At 69.1% G+C, this 15,378-nt stretch carries 15 protein-coding genes; 11 read left to right on the top strand and 4 right to left on the bottom strand.

Annotation, left to right across the window (positions count from 1 at the left end; translation table 11 throughout):
• Positions 1-38: 38 nt before the first annotated feature.
• Complete coding sequence (locus ASD37_RS18170; protein WP_056554240.1) at positions 39-935, bottom strand: fructose bisphosphate aldolase; 897 nt, start codon at positions 933-935, stop codon at positions 39-41.
• Positions 936-1,002: 67 nt separating this feature from the next.
• Here ASD37_RS18170 and ASD37_RS18165 point away from each other — a divergent pair, with 67 nt between their 5' ends.
• From ASD37_RS18165 to ASD37_RS18115, 11 genes are all read left to right on the top strand, one after another.
• Entirely contained in the window at positions 1,003-1,623 is a 621-nt protein-coding gene (locus tag ASD37_RS18165; protein WP_056554237.1) for an FMN-binding negative transcriptional regulator, read from the top strand.
• Positions 1,624-1,709: 86 nt separating this feature from the next.
• Positions 1,710-2,912, top strand: coding sequence for an SIS domain-containing protein (locus ASD37_RS18160; RefSeq protein ID WP_156720957.1), 1,203 nt, complete (start codon positions 1,710-1,712; stop codon positions 2,910-2,912).
• Complete coding sequence (locus tag ASD37_RS18155; RefSeq protein WP_056554231.1) at positions 2,909-3,799, top strand: carbohydrate kinase family protein; 891 nt, start codon at positions 2,909-2,911, stop codon at positions 3,797-3,799. The genes ASD37_RS18160 and ASD37_RS18155 overlap by 4 nt, the downstream gene beginning before the upstream one ends.
• Positions 3,796-4,491 carry an aspartate/glutamate racemase family protein gene (locus tag ASD37_RS18150; RefSeq protein ID WP_056554227.1) on the top strand — a complete coding sequence of 232 codons (696 nt, stop codon included), beginning with the start codon at positions 3,796-3,798 and terminating at the stop codon, positions 4,489-4,491. Before ASD37_RS18155 ends, ASD37_RS18150 begins: the two co-directional genes overlap by 4 nt.
• Positions 4,488-5,996 (top strand): amidohydrolase family protein, encoded by a 1,509-nt coding sequence (locus ASD37_RS18145; protein ID WP_056554224.1) that lies wholly within the window; start codon positions 4,488-4,490, stop codon positions 5,994-5,996. The genes ASD37_RS18150 and ASD37_RS18145 overlap by 4 nt, the downstream gene beginning before the upstream one ends.
• Complete coding sequence (locus ASD37_RS18140) at positions 5,993-6,868, top strand: polysaccharide deacetylase family protein (RefSeq protein ID WP_056554220.1); 876 nt, start codon at positions 5,993-5,995, stop codon at positions 6,866-6,868. Before ASD37_RS18145 ends, ASD37_RS18140 begins: the two co-directional genes overlap by 4 nt.
• Entirely contained in the window at positions 6,861-8,432 is a 1,572-nt protein-coding gene (locus ASD37_RS18135) for an ABC transporter ATP-binding protein (RefSeq protein WP_056554217.1), read from the top strand. Before ASD37_RS18140 ends, ASD37_RS18135 begins: the two co-directional genes overlap by 8 nt.
• Positions 8,429-9,289 (top strand): ABC transporter permease, encoded by an 861-nt coding sequence (locus ASD37_RS18130; RefSeq protein WP_082570228.1) that lies wholly within the window; start codon positions 8,429-8,431, stop codon positions 9,287-9,289. The genes ASD37_RS18135 and ASD37_RS18130 overlap by 4 nt, the downstream gene beginning before the upstream one ends.
• A 5-nt stretch (positions 9,290-9,294) precedes the next feature.
• Complete coding sequence (locus ASD37_RS18125; RefSeq protein ID WP_056555403.1) at positions 9,295-10,287, top strand: ABC transporter permease; 993 nt, start codon at positions 9,295-9,297, stop codon at positions 10,285-10,287.
• A 14-nt stretch (positions 10,288-10,301) separates the two neighbouring features.
• The gene (locus ASD37_RS18120; protein ID WP_162253280.1) at positions 10,302-11,921 is read left to right on the top strand and encodes an ABC transporter substrate-binding protein; all 1,620 of its coding nucleotides are present in this window, start codon (positions 10,302-10,304) and stop codon (positions 11,919-11,921) included.
• On the top strand, positions 11,843-12,586 hold the full coding sequence (locus tag ASD37_RS18115) for a GntR family transcriptional regulator (RefSeq protein ID WP_255354902.1): 744 nt from the start codon (positions 11,843-11,845) through the stop codon (positions 12,584-12,586). Before ASD37_RS18120 ends, ASD37_RS18115 begins: the two co-directional genes overlap by 79 nt.
• Before the next feature lie 17 nt (positions 12,587-12,603).
• Here ASD37_RS18115 and ASD37_RS18110 read toward each other — a convergent pair whose 3' ends face one another.
• The 3 genes from ASD37_RS18110 to ASD37_RS18100 are packed head-to-tail and all read right to left on the bottom strand — an operon-like array spanning position 12,604 to position 15,323.
• Positions 12,604-14,160 carry a radical SAM protein gene (locus tag ASD37_RS18110; protein WP_056555400.1) on the bottom strand — a complete coding sequence of 519 codons (1,557 nt, stop codon included), beginning with the start codon at positions 14,158-14,160 and terminating at the stop codon, positions 12,604-12,606.
• A gap of 9 nt (positions 14,161-14,169) precedes the next feature.
• A complete protein-coding gene (locus ASD37_RS18105; protein WP_056554207.1) occupies positions 14,170-14,541 on the bottom strand; it encodes a hypothetical protein in 372 nt (123 codons plus the stop codon).
• Entirely contained in the window at positions 14,538-15,323 is a 786-nt protein-coding gene (locus tag ASD37_RS18100; protein WP_056554204.1) for a prolipoprotein diacylglyceryl transferase, read from the bottom strand. Before ASD37_RS18100 ends, ASD37_RS18105 begins: the two co-directional genes overlap by 4 nt.
• Positions 15,324-15,378: the final 55 nt, after the last annotated feature.

Here is a 15,378-nt window from a genome sequence, read left to right as displayed (position 1 = left end):
GCGTACTGGCAGGGGTCCTCTGCAGCCGATTCGTCGGCCTAGGCACCCGCCGTCGAGGCGTCGTAGATGGCCTGGATCGACGCGTCGAGGGTGGCGTTGAACTCGTCGTCGGACTGCTTGGCCGACAACCCCTCGGTCAGCGCGCGGCTGAAGCTCGCGATCAGATCGGTGTTCTGCGCCAGCAGCTGGTCGGCCTCGTCACGGGAGTAGCCGCCGGACAGGGCCACCACGCGCATCACCTTCGGGTGGTCGACCAGCGGCCGGTACAGGTTGGGCACGGTCGGTATCGAAATCTTCAACATCACCTGCTGGCCGTCGGGGATGCCGTCCAGGCGCGACCCGATCTGGTCGAGCAGGATGGCCTCGGCGTCGGCCTTGTCCGGGATCGTCACCGTGACCTCGGGCTCGAGGATGGGCACCAACCCGTGCGCGAGCACCTGGGCGGCGACGTCGAACTGCTGTGCCACGATCGCCTCGATGCCCGCGGCGTCCGCGGCGCCGATCACCGAGCGTTCCTTGGTGCCGAAGATGCCCTTGGCCGTCGCGCGGTCGAGCAGGTCGTCGAGGTCCGGCATCGGCTTCATCGACTGGACCCCGTGCTCGGCGTCGGCCAGCCCCTTGTCGATCTTGAGGAACGGGACGACGCCCTTGTCGTTCCACAGGTAGGTCGCCGACGGCGTGCCCGCGACGTCGCGATCCATGGTCTGTTCGAACAGGATGGCCGCGAGGATTCGGTCGCTGCCGAAGGCGGGTGAGGTGATGATTCGTTCGCGCATGCGGTGGATCAGGTCGAACATCTCGGCGTCGCCGGAGTATTCGTCCTCGTCGACGCCGTAGAGCTTCAGGGCTTTGGGTGTCGAACCGCCGCTCTGGTCGAGTGCGGCTATGAAGCCCCGGCCTGCGGTCATCCGTTCTGCCTGCGTCTGATCGGCCATCTCACCATCCCGTGTCGAGTCGTTCCGAGCCAACGTCGTGAGCATATTCCTCTGGGAGGATTGGCACATGTACGTGCCCGCACACTTCTCGGCCGACGACGACTCGGTTCACGAACTGCTGTCGCAGAACCAGGCGGCGGACCTGGTCACCGCGGGGCCCGACGGTCTCGACGCCACGATGATGCCGTTCCTCTACGACCGCGAACGCGCCACTCTGCAGGGGCATTTTGCGCGCAACAACGACCACTGGCGCCACGCCGACGGCCGGGAGGCGTTGGTCATCGTCCGCGGTCCCGACTCCTACGTCACGCCGAGTTGGTATGCCTCCAAGGCCGAACACGGCCGGGTGGTGCCCACCTGGAACTACCTGGTCGCCCATGTCCACGGCACGGTGACCATCCACGACGACGTGGACTGGCTCGACGATCTGGTCCGTCGACTCACCGACCATCACGAGGGGCGACGCGCCACCCCGTGGTCGGTCGACGACGCGCCCCCGAAATACGTCGAGGGCCAACTGCGCGCGATCGTCGGCGTCGAGGTGGCGATCTCCCGCGTGGAGGCCAAGTTCAAGCTCAGCCAGAACCGGCCCGAGGCCGACGTCGACGGTGTGATTGCGGGTCTGCGATCCGAGGGGGACGGGCGCGGCGCCGACGCCGTGGCAGCTCATCGGCCCGCCCGAAACTAGGTAACACGAACGTTCTCGATCGTCACACCCAAGAAACATAAACGGTATACCGTTTGTTCATCGCAGGGTGATGGTCGCCTCGCGCCGTGACCGAAGGACGGGGGCCGTCGCCTCTCATGAACACCCCGGCGAGTCCGCTGCTCGACCCTAGCTCCAGCCCGCTCGACCCGCGGCAACGAGCGGTGGTGCAACGAGTCTCCGACGCCGAACGCGCCCACATCCTGGCCCTGCCAAGCAACGACCCGCTGGACGCCAAGCTGCGCTTCCGTGTTGAGGCAACCGGCCCGGAGCTGTTCGGCCAACCGCAGGCGATCCGAGAGACGTTGACGCTCAACGATTCCGCCCTCGGCGTCATCGCCGAACATTTGGTCACCTCCGCTAACCGAGTCGTCCTGGTGGGCTGTGGCGACTCGCTCGCCGTGATGGTGGCCGCTCGGCAGGCGCTGGAGACCATGCTCGGCGTGCCGTGTGAACCGGTGCAGAGCCTTGAGTTCGCGTACTACCAGGCCGATCTGGTCGACGAGCGCACGGCGGTGATCGCGCTGTCCAGCTCGGGTGAGACGACGCGGACCGTCGAAGCGCTCCTGATGGCCCAGTATCGCGGATCGTATACCGTTGCCATCACCAACACCGCGGGCTCGACGCTGCAGACCGAGGCGAGCACCTCGTTGAAGATCGAGGCGACCCGGGTCGGGTGGCCGACTCAGTCGTCTACGGCCGCCCTGGCTCTGCTGCTCGAGCTCGCCGTCCGGATCGGTGAGCGCCGGGTTCCGGATCGGGCGAGTGCCTTGCGGTCTGCGTTGAACGGTCTGCCCGATCTCATGGGTGACGTGCTCACCCGGGTCGACCCGGTGATCGCCGACATCGCCGAGTCGGAGGTCGCGGCGGGCGTGCGCAACGTGCTCTTCTCGGGCGCGGGACCGAACCTCGCCACCGCGATCGTCGGCGCGGCCAAGGTCAAGGAGTGCACCACGCTGCACGCGGTGGAGATCCAGGTCGAGGAATACCACCACTACAACTCGCAGAAGGCGGGCGAGCCGCTCTTCCTGTTCGCGCCGTCGGGGCCGTCGGTGCCGCGAGCGGTCGACACCGCCAGGGACGCGCTGCGGTGGGGCGGGCGGCTCTGCGTCGCCACCACCGAAGGCGAGCGCGCCTTCGACGAGTTCGACGCCACGGTCATCACCATGCCGCCGGTGCCGGAACCCCTCTCGCCACTGCTCTACCTGGTGATCGCCCAGTTGGTCGGCTACCACCTTGGGCTGAGCTGCTACGCCGCGGCGGCGCGATGACCGAGTCGCCCACCCTGGTCTGCGTCGGCAACCTGACAGTCGACGAGGCCGTGTTCCCAACCGGGGAGAGGGTCGAGTCCGTCGGCGGAGACGCTCTCTTCGCCGCCCTTGCCGCCAGGGTGGCAGGCGGACGCCCCGTGCTCCTGGCCCCACTGGGCACCGACGCACCGCCGGCGCTGCTGGCCGCGATCCGCTCGGCGGGCACCGATCCGGACTCGCTGCCGGTGCGCGACCTTCCGTTGATTCGCAACGTGATTCGCTACGACGACGCAGGCGGCCGAGTGTGGGACCTGGTTCGCGGCGAGGAGCACTTCGAAGCCCTCTCGGTGTACCCGGCCGACGTCTCGGCCGAGGCCCTGACCGCGGCCGGCGTGCTGCTGTCCGCAATGGCCCTGCGCCCGCAGCTCGAACTCGCCGCGTGGCTGCGCACCAGGACCGCCGCCACGATCTTCTTCGACCCGCAGGAGGACTACGTCGTCGGCCACGAGGCCGAGTTGACCGACGCCGTCCGGGCGTGCGACGTGTTCCTGCCCAGCGAGATCGAGGCCACCGCGCTGGCCGGGACGGCGGACCTGGAGGTGGCCGCCGCCGCCTTCCTCGACCTCGGGCCGCAGGCGGTCGTCGTCAAGCGCGCCGAGGCCGGCTGTCTGGTCGTCACCAGGGAACGCCCCGAACCCGTCGTTGTCCCCACCGACGTGGTCACCCCGGTGGACAGCACCGGCGCCGGTGACGCCTTCTGCGGCGCCTTCGCCGTCGAGTACCTCCGCAGCGGTGACGCCCACCTCGCGGCCCGGATCGGCGCTGCGACGGCGCGCATCGCCGTCGGCGGCCCCGGCGTCAGTGCGCTGCTCGCCGCCGTCGAGACGAACAGCGGAGTCCCGCGATGACGCGCATCACCGTGATCAACCCCAACACCTCCGCCGAACTGACCGACGCCATTGCCCTTGCCGCACGGGAGGTCTCGGGCCCCGACGTCACGGTGCGCGGCGTCCACCCTGCCGACGGGGTGCCCAGCGTGGAGAGCCACGCCGAGGAGGCGATCGCCGCCGTCGGCGTCCTGACCCAGGTCCGCGAGCATCAAGCCGACACCGACGCGTACGTCGTCGCCTGCTTCGGCGACACCGGCGTCGACGCCGCCCGCGAGGTGGCAACCTGCCCGGTGGTCGGCATGACCGAGGCGGCGTTGCAGACCGCCTGCCTGATCTCCCACCGGTTCGTCGTCGTCACCCTGCCGGCCCGTACCGTCGCCCACAGCGACCGCGTGATCCGGGCGCTCGGCCTCGAACACCGTTGCAGCGTCGTCGCGGTCGACGTCCCAGTCGCCGAACTCGTCGGTGGCTCGACCCACCTGCTCGACGCCTTCACCGACGCCGCCCGCACCGCCATCGCCGAGGACGGCGCCGAAGCCGTCGTGCTCGGCTGCGCCGGACTCGCCGACCTCGTCGGCCCGCTGTCGAGGGCCCTCGGCGTCCCGGTCGTCGACGGGGTCGCGGCCGCCGTCGGCATCGCGACCGGTCTGGTCGCGATGGGCCTGAACACGTCGCGCGCCAACACCTTCGCCCCCGTGGAGCTGCCATGAGCGTGCTCTTCCGTCGCGTGCTCGTCTACGACGCCGACGCCCCGGCGGGGATGACCGGGCCAGTCGACGTGCTGGTCGACGGTGACCGGATCGGCGCGATCGGCGCTGACCTTTCGGCTCCGCCCGGAACCAGGATCGTCGAGGGTGGCGACCGACACCTGTTGCTGCCCGGGCTGATCAACGCACACTTCCACTCGCCGGCCAACCACCTCAAGGGCTCCGTCCGCAGTCTTCCGCTCGAGCTGTTCATGCTGTTCGAGTCGCCGTCGGACCCGGCGCTGGCGCCGACGCCGCGAGAGGCGTACCTGCGGACGATGCTCGGCGCCGTGGAGATGCTGCAGCGCGGGATCACCTGCGTGCAGGACGACGCCTTCCTGATGCCGTTCCCCGATCCCGACATCGTCGACGCGGTGGCATCGGCGTACCGCGACAGCGGGATTCGCGCCTTCCTCGCGCTGGACCAGCCCGAGCTGACCGAGGCCGAGAAGCTGCCGTTCGTCGACGAGCTGAACCCCGCCGCCCGGAGAGCCTTCGGTGCACCCGCGCCCGCACCGGCCGCCCAACTTCTCGAGGCCTACGACCACCTGATCGGCACCTGGCACGGCGCCGCCGACGACCGGATCCGCGCGGCGGTGTCGATCTCCGCGCCGCAGCGGGTCAGCCTGGAGTACTTCGCCGCCCTCGACGACCTCGCCGAACGCCACGGTCTGCCGCTGTACGCCCACATGCTGGAGACCAAGGTGCAGCGCACCCTGATGACCGAGCAGTCGCGATTCGCCGGCCGGTCCCTTGTCGGCTACACCGCCGCCGCCGGACTACTCAAGCCGCACACCAACGTGATTCACGCCGTCTGGGTCGACGACGACGACCTCGACACGATTGCCGACGCGGGGTCGACGGTGGTGCACAACCCGGTCAGCAACCTCAGGCTCGGCAGCGGGGTGCTGCCGTGGCGGGCGATGATCGCCCGCGGCATCCCCGTCGCGCTCGGCACCGACGAGGCCATCTGCGACGACTCGGTCAACGTGTGGACCGTCGCCAAGACCGCCGGTCTGATCCACAACGTCGCCGGCCTGGACAGCGACGACTGGCCCACCGCCGCCGAGGTACTCACCGCCCTGTGGGGCGGCGGCGCCCGTGCGACGCGGCGGCCCGACGACCTCGGCGTGGTCGCCCCCGGACGGCTCGCCGACCTCGCGCTCGTCGACCTGCACTCGATCGCGTTCACCCCACTCAACGACCTACGGGAGCAACTGGTGCACTGTGAGGACGGCCGCGGCGTCGTGCTGACCATGGTGGCGGGCCGCATCGTCGCCGAAGACGGCCACGTCACCAGCGTCGACGAGACCGCGCTGCTCGACGAGGCGCGTGAGCTCTTCGCCGCGAAACTGCCTGCCATTCAACGGGCCAGGGGCGAGGCAGCGGATCTGCTACCCGCCTATCAGCACATCGTGCGCCGCGCCGCGGCCACCGACGTCGGCTTCAGCCGCTGGCTGGTGCCATGAACCCGGCCGGCTACCGCTACACCCCGTTGACCGCCCGCCCGCGCGGTACGTGGCCCAACGGCGCTCGTTTGGCCGTCGTGGTCTGCGTCGGAGTGGAGTCCTACCGGTTCGGCGACGGTCACACCGAGGACGTGCTCGCCGACGTGCCCGCGCCGGACCTGGTGAACACCGCCTGGCGGGACTACGGCAACCGGGTTGGCGCATTTCGGCTGTTCGATCTGCTTGGCCGCCTTGGCATCCCGCCGACAGTGTTGCTGAACACCGACGTCTACGACGAGGCGCCCGACGTGCTCGAGGCGGCGCGCAAGGTCTCCGCCGAGGTCGTCGGCCACGGCCGGTCCAACTCCGACTCGCTGTCCGGCATGGCCCCGGAGGCGGAACGGGCGTACCTGGTCGACGTCGCCGACCGCATCCGCGCCGAGGAGGGCCAAGCGCCCGGCGGCTGGTCGAGTCCGTGGCTGAGTCACACCCCGGCCACCCTGAACCTGTTGGTGGACAGCGGATACGACTATCTCCTCGACCTGAGGCTCGACGACCAGCCGGTGTGGCTGCGCACCGAATCGGGCCCGCTGCTCAGCATTCCGTATGCCGCAGAGCTGAACGACTCCTCGACGATGGTCGGCCGCAGCGTGCTTGCCCGCGACTTCGCGGACATGATCGACGACGAATTCGCCGAGCTGCACGCCGCGGCGGCGCACACGCCGCTGGTGATGAGCGTGGTGCTGCACTCGTTCATCAGCGGTGTGCCGTTCCGGTTGCGGGCTGTCGGGCGTGCGCTGGAGCGCATCGCCGCGACCGAGGGCGTGTGGCTGACCACGCCGCGTCAGATCCACCGTGCCGTCGTCGAGTGTCCGGAGCTGTTCGGTGAGTGAGTCGGTGGCGGACACCGTGGCCGGTCCCGTGGCGGAGGTCGAGGACTTCTCGCTGTCGCTGGTGCGCAACGGCGTCCGCAGCCAGGTGCTGCACCACGTCGACCTACACATCCGGCCGGGGGAGATCCTCGGCCTGGTCGGTGAATCCGGTTCTGGGAAGAGCGTTCTCGCGCTCGGACTGCTCGGTCTGCTCCCGCCGGAGTCGCACCCGGTCACCGAGGGCCGGATCACCGTCGACGGGGTCGACCTACTGCACGCCGGACGTGACGAACTCAGGCGCGTCCGTCGTGACGTGCTCGGCGCGATCTTCCAGGATCCGATGACGTCACTGAACCCGACCATGCGGATCGGCAAGCAGATCGGCGAAGCCACCGGTGACGACGCCGAGTCGGTGCGGCTGCTGGAGACCGTTGGCGTCCGCGACGCCGAACTGCGGCTGCGTGTCTATCCCCACGAGCTCTCCGGTGGGTTGCGGCAGCGGGTGATGGCGGCCATCGCGGTCGCGGGGCACCCCCGTCTGATCGTGGCAGACGAACCGACCACGGCGCTGGACGTCACCGTGCAGGCACAGCTGTTGGATCTGCTGCGCGAGTTGCGCGACGACTTCGGCTGCTCGGTGGTGCTGATCACCCACGACCTCGGGGTGGCAGATCAGATCGCCGACCGGCTCGCGGTGCTGCACCACGGCGAACTGGTCGAGGTCGGCGCCGCCGCCGACGTCGTGCGCCGACCGCAGCACGACTACACCCGGTCGTTGCTGGCGTCGCGGCTGACGCTGACGACGCCGCGCGACGAGCGGTTCACGTCCGAATCCGATGGCACCACAACTGAATCCGCCGTCTCGATCCGCGCGCTGACGAAGACGTTCGGCGTGGGACGCGGCCGCCGCAGGCACGAGATCACCGCCGTCGACGGCGTCGACCTGGAGATCGCAGCCGGCGAGGCCTTGGCGATCGTCGGGGAGAGCGGCTCGGGCAAGTCGACGCTGCTGCGGATGGTCGCCGGCCTGGAGAAGCCGACCTCGGGAGTCGTGGAGCTGGCAGGCGACGGCGGGCCACAGATGGTGTTCCAGGACGCGGGCTCGTCGCTGACGCCATGGCTCAGCATCGGCGAGACGCTCGGGGAGCGGTTGCGTCCACTCAAGCTGTCCAGGGGCGAGGTCCGAGAGCGGGTCACCGAGGCGCTGGCCGCGGTCGACCTACCTGCCGAGGTCGCGAAGGCCCGGCCCGGCGAGCTGTCCGGCGGTCAGCGTCAACGGGTCGGGCTGGCCCGGGCGACGATGATCCCGCCCGCGGTGCTGCTGTGCGACGAACCCACCAGTGCGCTGGACGCGTCGCTCGCCAAGAGCGTGCTGGCCCTCATCCGGGACCTGCGGGCCAGGATCGGGATGACGGTCCTCTTCGTCACCCACGACCTGGCCGTCGCGCGCCTCATGGGGGATCGCATCGCGGTGATGCAGTCGGGCCGCGTCGTGGAACTGGGTCCCGCCGAGCGGGTCGTCTCCGAACCCGGCGACCCGTACACCCGCACCCTGCTGGCGGCCGTCCCGGAGATCGCGTCATGACCACTCTGACCCCGCGCTGGCGGCTCAAGCCCGTCGCCATCGGGGGAGCGCATCTCGCCCGGCCGGTGGCGTGGGGCGTCGTCGGCCTGTTGGTGCTGGTGACCCTGGTGGCTCTGTTCGCCAAGACGCTCGCGCCGTACGACCCCATCCAGCCGGTCGGTGCGCTCAACCTGCCTCCGCTGAGCCCGGGTCATCTGCTGGGCACCGACGGAATCGGTCGAGACCTGCTGTCCCGCACGTTGATCGGCATTCAGGTGAGCTGGCTCAGTGCGCTGGTCGTGGTGGCCAGCGGGCTGCTGATCGGCGGCACGGTCGGCCTGATCGCCGGCGCGACCGGTGGCTGGGTCGACTCCCTCGTGCTGATGCGGATCACCGACCTGTTCCTGGCCCTGCCCGGGGCGCTGGTGGCAATCGCCATCGTCGCCGCCCTTGGTTCGGGGCTGACCAACACGCTCGTCGGGGTGGCCCTGGTGTGGTGGCCGTACTACGCCCGCATCGTGCGCGGCGAAGTCAAGGCGTTGGCCGCCCGTCCACACGTCGAGGCCGCCCGCCTGGCCAAGGCCGGCCGGACCCGAATCCTCACCCGGCACCTGCTGCCCGGCGTCGTCCCGACGGCGGTGATCACCGCCAGCCTCGACATCGGCAACGTCGTGCTGCTGCTGGCGGCGCTGTCGTTCCTCGGCCTCGGCCAGCAGGCGCCCGCACCGGAACTCGGCGCCGACACCGCCCGCACGCTGTCCCAGCTGCTGAGCCAGTGGTGGGTGCCCGGCATCCCCGGCCTGGCGGTGCTGCTGCTGACCCTGATCGCGAATCTCGGTGGCGACGCCATCCGCAGTCTCATCCCGGTACGGAGGTAGTGGCGATGACGTCCTTCCTCGCGCGCAGGTTCTCGACGGCCGTGCTGATCCTGCTGATCCTGTCGTTCGTCATCTTCCTGTTGCAGTCGGTGTCGCCCGGCGACCCCGCCCGCGCCTACGTCGGCGCCAACGCGTCGCCGGAAATGGTGGCCGCGGAGCGGCAGCGCCTGGGGCTGAACGATCCGATGCTGGAACAGTTCACGCGGTTCATCGGCGGCCTGTTCAGCGGGGACCTCGGTCGCTCGCTGCGCACGCGGCAGCCCGTGACGGCCGACATCGCCACCTATCTGCCCGCCACCGCCGAGCTCGTCGTGGTCGCGTTCCTGATCGCGTTGGCGTTGGCCACGCTGTACGCCCTCTCGGGGGCGCTGCGCTGGCCGGGCGCCTCGGTGGGCCGCGGCGTCCTGCTGGTGTTGGCCACGGCGCCACCGTTTCTGCTCGCGCTGGTCGGCATCATCGTGTTCTTCGGCCAGCTCGGTTGGTTGCCTGCCCGAGGGGTCGGTGACTTCCAGGACCCCGGCCCGTTCGGCATGCAACTCGTCGACACCCTCTTGCACGGTCAGGCCGACGCCTTCGTCGACGCGCTCAAACACCTGATCCTGCCGGCTGTCGTCCTGGCCATCGCGCCGGCCGTCGCGATCGGGCGGGTGTTCCGGTCGTCACTGCAGGGCGTGCTCGGCGTCGACTACGTCCGAACGGCGCGCTCGAAGGGCCTCAGCGAGACTCGCGTGGTGGTGCACCACGTCGTCCGCAACGCGATCGGCCCTGCGCTGTCCATGGCCGGATTGCAACTCGGATTCATGTTCGCCGGCGTGGTCGTCGTCGAACAGATCTTCTCCTGGCCCGGCATCGGCAACTACCTCGCCGCGTCCATCCCCGTCGCCGACTTCCCGGCGATCGCCGGGGTCACGTTGGTGCTGGGAGCGATCTACGTCCTGTCCAACGTCGTCGTCGACCTACTCCAAGCAATCGCCGACCCCCGCATAGCCGCCGAATGAGAAGGAGCACCGCCGTGTCCGATCGAGTACCCGTCCGCATGGGCATCAGGGGCGTCAAGGGAATCGTCGCCGCTTGTGCCGCAACCACTCTCGTCCTGGCCGGCTGTAGCTCCGGCACCCCCACCGGTGGCGGGGGCGGCGGCGGCGGTGCCGCCCCGACCGACGGCACCCTCACCGTCGGGCTGCTCGGCGACATCGGTCAGCCGCCCGACCCCGACATCTACTACGCCAACAACGGCACCGCCATCATGATCAACGCCTACGAGGGCCTGGTGCAGTACGCGAACAACACCGACACCGTGAAGATCGCGCCCCGCCTGGCCGAGAAGTGGGACGTCAACCCGACCAACGACGTCTACACCTTCCATCTGCGCAAGGGCGTGACCTTCCACGACGGGACCCCCTTCACCTCCGCCGCGGTCGACGTCGCGTTCAAGCGTCGGATCGCGGTCAAGGGCGGCGCGGCGTACATGGTGGAGGCGGTCAAGAGCGTCACGACCCCGGACGACTACACCGCGGTGATCACGCTGAACAAGCCGAACACCGCGTTCCTCAGCTACCTGGCCTCGCCGTTCGGCCCGAAGATGGAGTCACCGGAGGGACTGAAGGCCAACGCGGGCTCCGACGACGCCCAGACCTACCTGTCCTCACACGATCTGGGCACGGGCCCGTACCAGTTGACCACCGCGCAGACCGGCGTCAAGTACGAGATGACTCAGTACGACGGATACTGGGGTCAGAAGTCGCCGTTCAAGAAGATCGAATTGCCCGTCTACACAGACGAATCGGCGCTCGAGCTGGCGTTCGACAACGGCACCGTCGACACCATCGTCGCGGCGTTGCCGTCGTCCAGCCTGGACAAGTACGCGTCCAAGGACGGAGTCTCCAACTACTTCCTGCCCACGTTGCAGGGCGCGCTGGTGACGGTGAACTCCAGCCACGAGTTCTTCAAGACCCCCGAAGCCCGGGTGGCCTTCCTCAAGTCGATCGACCAGGCCACGCTGGTGAAACAGGTGCTCGGCAAGCGGTCCGAGCCGGCCACCACGATGTACGCCAAGGGGATGATCGCGAACAACGCTGACAAGCAAGCGATCTCGTACGACGCAGGTGCACTGAAGTCCTACGTCGCCGCACTGCCGCCCAACGCGCCCAAGACGCTGGTGATCGGCTACGCCAACGGCAACGTCAACGCGCAGTCGATGGCCAACCTGGTGGTCGCGAACTTGCAGACATCCGGGATAACCGCATCGGCTCAGGGATACGACACGTCGACGGTGTTCGGCTGGATCAACGACCCGCCAAGCGGACCGGACGCCTTCATCGACGGCAACAACGGACCAGACGGTGGTGACCCGTACATGTGGGGCCACGTCTTCTGGGATGCCTCTGGCGGGATAAACTACTTCGGTTGCCAGTCAACGGAAGTCAACGACTTGCTGAACCAGGCGTTGGGGACCGGCGACACCGCCACCTACGTCAAGGCCGGCGACCTTTACGGGCAGACCGGATGCTTCCTGAACCTGTCCTACAACAAGGATTGGGTGGTGGCGCAGAAGTGGCTGACCGGGGTGGCGGAGAGTCAGAACGTCGGGGCCAACGAGCTGAACTTCTCGTTGCTCGGCATCGGGGGGTAGCCACTACCGAGTCCGAGGAACCGGCGCAGTCGCTGTCGCGGCTGGTCTACTCCACGGTGCGGGAACGGATCATCCTCGGCCAATACCCGCAGGGGAGCCGGCTTCCCGAGCAGCGCATCGGGGAGGAACTGAACGTGTCCCGCGTTCCCCTGCGGGAAGCGGTGCCCTGGCTCGAGCGTGACGGCTTCGTGCGGTCGCGGCCGCGCCGGGGCGCCGTGGTGGTCCAGTGGGACGCGAAGGCCGTCGACGACCTCTTCGACGTGCGGCTCTCCCTCGAGGTCGGCGCGGCCCGCCTTGCGGCGCGGGAGGTCGCCAACGGTGGCCCCCTCGACGCGCTGAACGAGGCCCTCGAGCACGCGCAGCAGACGGTCGCCGGCGGCGACGCGTACGCAATCGCCAGGACCAGCACCGCCTTTCACGAAGCGGTGATCGAGACCTCGCGCAACGAGCTGATGACGACGTTGATGCAGAACATCTCGGGCCGCATCACCTGGCTGTTCTATCTCACCAGCGGGCTGCCCGCCGACGAGGCCTTCCACGACCACGTGCAGCTGCGCGACGCCATCGCCTCGGGCAACGAGCGCGTCGCCGAATCGGTGGCGTACGCCCACATCGAGCGCGACCGGCTGCCGACATTCGAGGCGATGCGGGGCCGCCTCGGCTGACGCATCGGGCGTCCGGGTCAGCCGATCTCTACCAGCGGGAGCGGGGCGAGCGAGGTAGACCGGACGGCGGCCGAGAGGCGCTGGCGCCCAAGCGGATTCCACGCCTGCACCGCGCAGAAGGGTGCGCACTGGTCCTGATCGGATCGGGTGCCCACGTGCACGCAGCACTGGGTGAGACGCTCCTCGATCATCGTCGACATGTCCATGAACGGCTTGACGGTGATCCGCACGACCCGCTCGCCCAACATCCGCCGCAGCCGCCGACGCCGGCCGGGCAGTCCCGAGGCGGCCAGCGTCAACAGCGTCGACGCGCCCAGATCGCAGCTCTCGCAGATGCTTCGCCACACCTCGCCCATCCCCGGATGCGACAGCGACGACTGCTCGGAGAGCAGACCGAGCAACGATTCGCGGACGGCCAGCCGCATCTCGCGTGGCACCTCGGTGTCGGCGATCCGGTTGGACACCAGCCCGAGATTCTCCTTGAGTCGATCGTGCCCCATCAGCGCCGTCAGGGACCGCCACTGGTCGGCGTCGTCGCGGATCATGTACCCGACCGAACAGCAGTGCGGGTGCGAGCACGGCAGGGCGGTCAGGTCCCGCCAGCTCACCAGTCCGTCGGTCTGCGGGCCAAGGCGTTTGAGAACGCCGGTGTGGGTGAGTCGGTCCATCGGGTCGATGACGCCGGAGCGCCCCGAGCCGAACTGCGGCTGCAGGGAGACCCCACTGACGTAGGGAGTTTCGAGGGCGATCTTCACGACGTCGCCGATCTCGCCGTCGTTGACGCCGAGCGCCGCCGTCATCACCAGGGTCGTGAAGATCTCGCGTTCGGAGAGACGCCGCACCGCGGCCGCCTTGAGCACGCGCAGATCGCCCCCGCGGTGGTGGCGCGACGCTTCGGCCGACACACCGTCGAACTGCAGGTAGACCTCGACCCGTTCGCGGTGGCGGGTGAGCAGGTCGAGCAGCTCGTCATCGCGCGCGATGAGAAGTCCGTTGCTGTTGACCAGGATTCGCGTGACGGGACGACGGACCAGCTCGTCGAGCAGCTCGGCGAGGCCGGGGTGCACGGTGGGTTCACCACCGCTGAGCATCACGACGTCGAGCTTGCCGTTCTCGCGCGCCAGTCTCTGGTCGACGTTGGCGAGGATCTCGGCGACCGGGACGACCCCGTGTAGATCCGGACCCGACTCGGTGAAACACGTCGGACAGCGCAGGTTGCACGACTCGGTGACGTCGGCCAACAGGATGCACGTGTGCTGGGTCTGCATCTCTGGCAGGCCGCGCAGGTACGCCGAAGGAATGGGATCGAAGTTGCCTGCCACGTCGGGGGTGTGGGTCTTGGTTGGCGCCGTCCACTCCTCCAGGTAGGCGAGGATCTCGGGGTCTTCGTCGTACATCGTCCGCACCAGGCCGTGGGTGGCGCAGGCCCGTTCGAGCCAGACCCTGCCGTCGCGGGCGGCGAGCCAGCCCGACAACCGGGCGACGTCGGCGAGCGGCCGGTTCGGTTGCTCGGCGTGGCAGTGCGGACAGAACGCGTTGACGTAGCGGAGGATTCGATCGTCGCGCAGCGGCATGCCCATGAATCAGATTCCTCCGGTGTACATCTCGGGGTTGAGGCCCGTGCAAAAGCCGACGCTGGTGATGGAGAGCAACGCCCAGCCGATCATCAGCCCGATTCCGAGGCCCTTGGCCCACGGCCGTCGAAGCGCGATGAGGCCCGCGCCGCCGCCAAACGCGATGAGGGCGAGGATCACGGCGCCCACACCCACGACGGCACCGCGGTAGTCCGAGGCGAGGACTATGACGACCAACCCGACGACCAGGTTGATCGCGCCGAACAGCAGGACGCCGACGACGGCGAGGCCGACGACCGTCCCGGTGTTGTTCGGCGGGGGAGGAGGAGGTGGATACCAGCCCGGCGGTGGAGGAGGTGGCTGGAACGGAGGAACGGTCATGACGCCACCCTCTGCCTTCCTACGAGTGCCTCGTAGTAACCGCGACGGTAGCCGCGGTGCAACCGGAACCCGACGACGACCATGCTGACGAGCAGGAACCATTGGGGCCGAGTCAGATTCAGCCACACCGTCTCGTTGGCGCGGGTGAACTCGACCAGGAACCGGAACACCGCGTACGCCGCGACGTAGAGGACGAAGAGCTCACCCGGGTGGGTGACGCGCGAGCGCAACCACAGCAGCACGGCGAATGCGGCGAGCTGGAAGACGATTTCGTAGGCGAACGACGGATGCATCGCCTGCCCCGTCAGGCAGCCAGGGCACTCCGGTGTGGTGGCCGGGGCGTGAACGCCCCACGGAAGGCTGGTCGGTCGCCCGGGTGCCTCGGTCAGCAGGCACCCGATGCGACCGACGGCCATGCCCAGTGCGACGGCGGGGGCGAACAGGTCACCGGTCTTGCCGCGGTAGCCAATGATCCGCTTGGCGACGAGGACCCCGACGTACGCGCCGAGCAGTCCGCCCAAGATGCTGCGGGAGCCGAATGCCCACGCCTCGGCGAGGCTGGGGTTCAGCCGCGGGTCGAGGTGCTCGACGAGTCCGGAGAGCCGCATTCCCAACGCCCCACCGACCAGGGCGCCGGTGACCGCCACGAGTGACTCCTCGCCCAACGCGCCGCGCCGCCGTGCCTCGAGGACGAACACCACGCTGGCGACGAGGACGCCAAGGCCGACGAACACGCCGTGAACCGGGATGTCGAGCCAGCCGACGCGCCAGGTCACCCCCATCCGCCTACGGTAGTGCGGCATCTCCGGGGGTGTGCGGCGAATGACCGACGTGTGC

The organism is Mycobacterium sp. Root135, from assembly GCF_001426545.1.
Lineage (GTDB): Bacteria > Actinomycetota > Actinomycetes > Mycobacteriales > Mycobacteriaceae > Mycobacterium.
This window is presented reverse-complemented; position numbering and strand designations above follow the sequence as displayed.

Excerpts from the sequence above, each read along its gene's own strand:
- ASD37_RS18140 (WP_056554220.1), top strand. The coding sequence starts at position 5,993 with ATGAACCCGGCCGGCTACCGCTACACCCCGTTGACCGCCCGCCCGCGC.
- ASD37_RS18155 (WP_056554231.1), top strand. The coding sequence starts at position 2,909 with ATGACCGAGTCGCCCACCCTGGTCTGCGTCGGCAACCTGACAGTCGAC.
- ASD37_RS18150 (WP_056554227.1), top strand. The coding sequence starts at position 3,796 with ATGACGCGCATCACCGTGATCAACCCCAACACCTCCGCCGAACTGACC.
- ASD37_RS18110 (WP_056555400.1), bottom strand. The coding sequence starts at position 14,160 with ATGCCGCTGCGCGACGATCGAATCCTCCGCTACGTCAACGCGTTCTGT.
- ASD37_RS18100 (WP_056554204.1), bottom strand. The coding sequence starts at position 15,323 with ATGGGGGTGACCTGGCGCGTCGGCTGGCTCGACATCCCGGTTCACGGC.
- ASD37_RS18145 (WP_056554224.1), top strand. The coding sequence starts at position 4,488 with ATGAGCGTGCTCTTCCGTCGCGTGCTCGTCTACGACGCCGACGCCCCG.
- ASD37_RS18130 (WP_082570228.1), top strand. The coding sequence starts at position 8,429 with ATGACCACTCTGACCCCGCGCTGGCGGCTCAAGCCCGTCGCCATCGGG.
- ASD37_RS18125 (WP_056555403.1), top strand. The coding sequence starts at position 9,295 with ATGACGTCCTTCCTCGCGCGCAGGTTCTCGACGGCCGTGCTGATCCTG.
- ASD37_RS18170 (WP_056554240.1), bottom strand. The coding sequence starts at position 935 with ATGGCCGATCAGACGCAGGCAGAACGGATGACCGCAGGCCGGGGCTTC.
- ASD37_RS18165 (WP_056554237.1), top strand. The coding sequence starts at position 1,003 with ATGTACGTGCCCGCACACTTCTCGGCCGACGACGACTCGGTTCACGAA.
- ASD37_RS18105 (WP_056554207.1), bottom strand. The coding sequence starts at position 14,541 with ATGACCGTTCCTCCGTTCCAGCCACCTCCTCCACCGCCGGGCTGGTAT.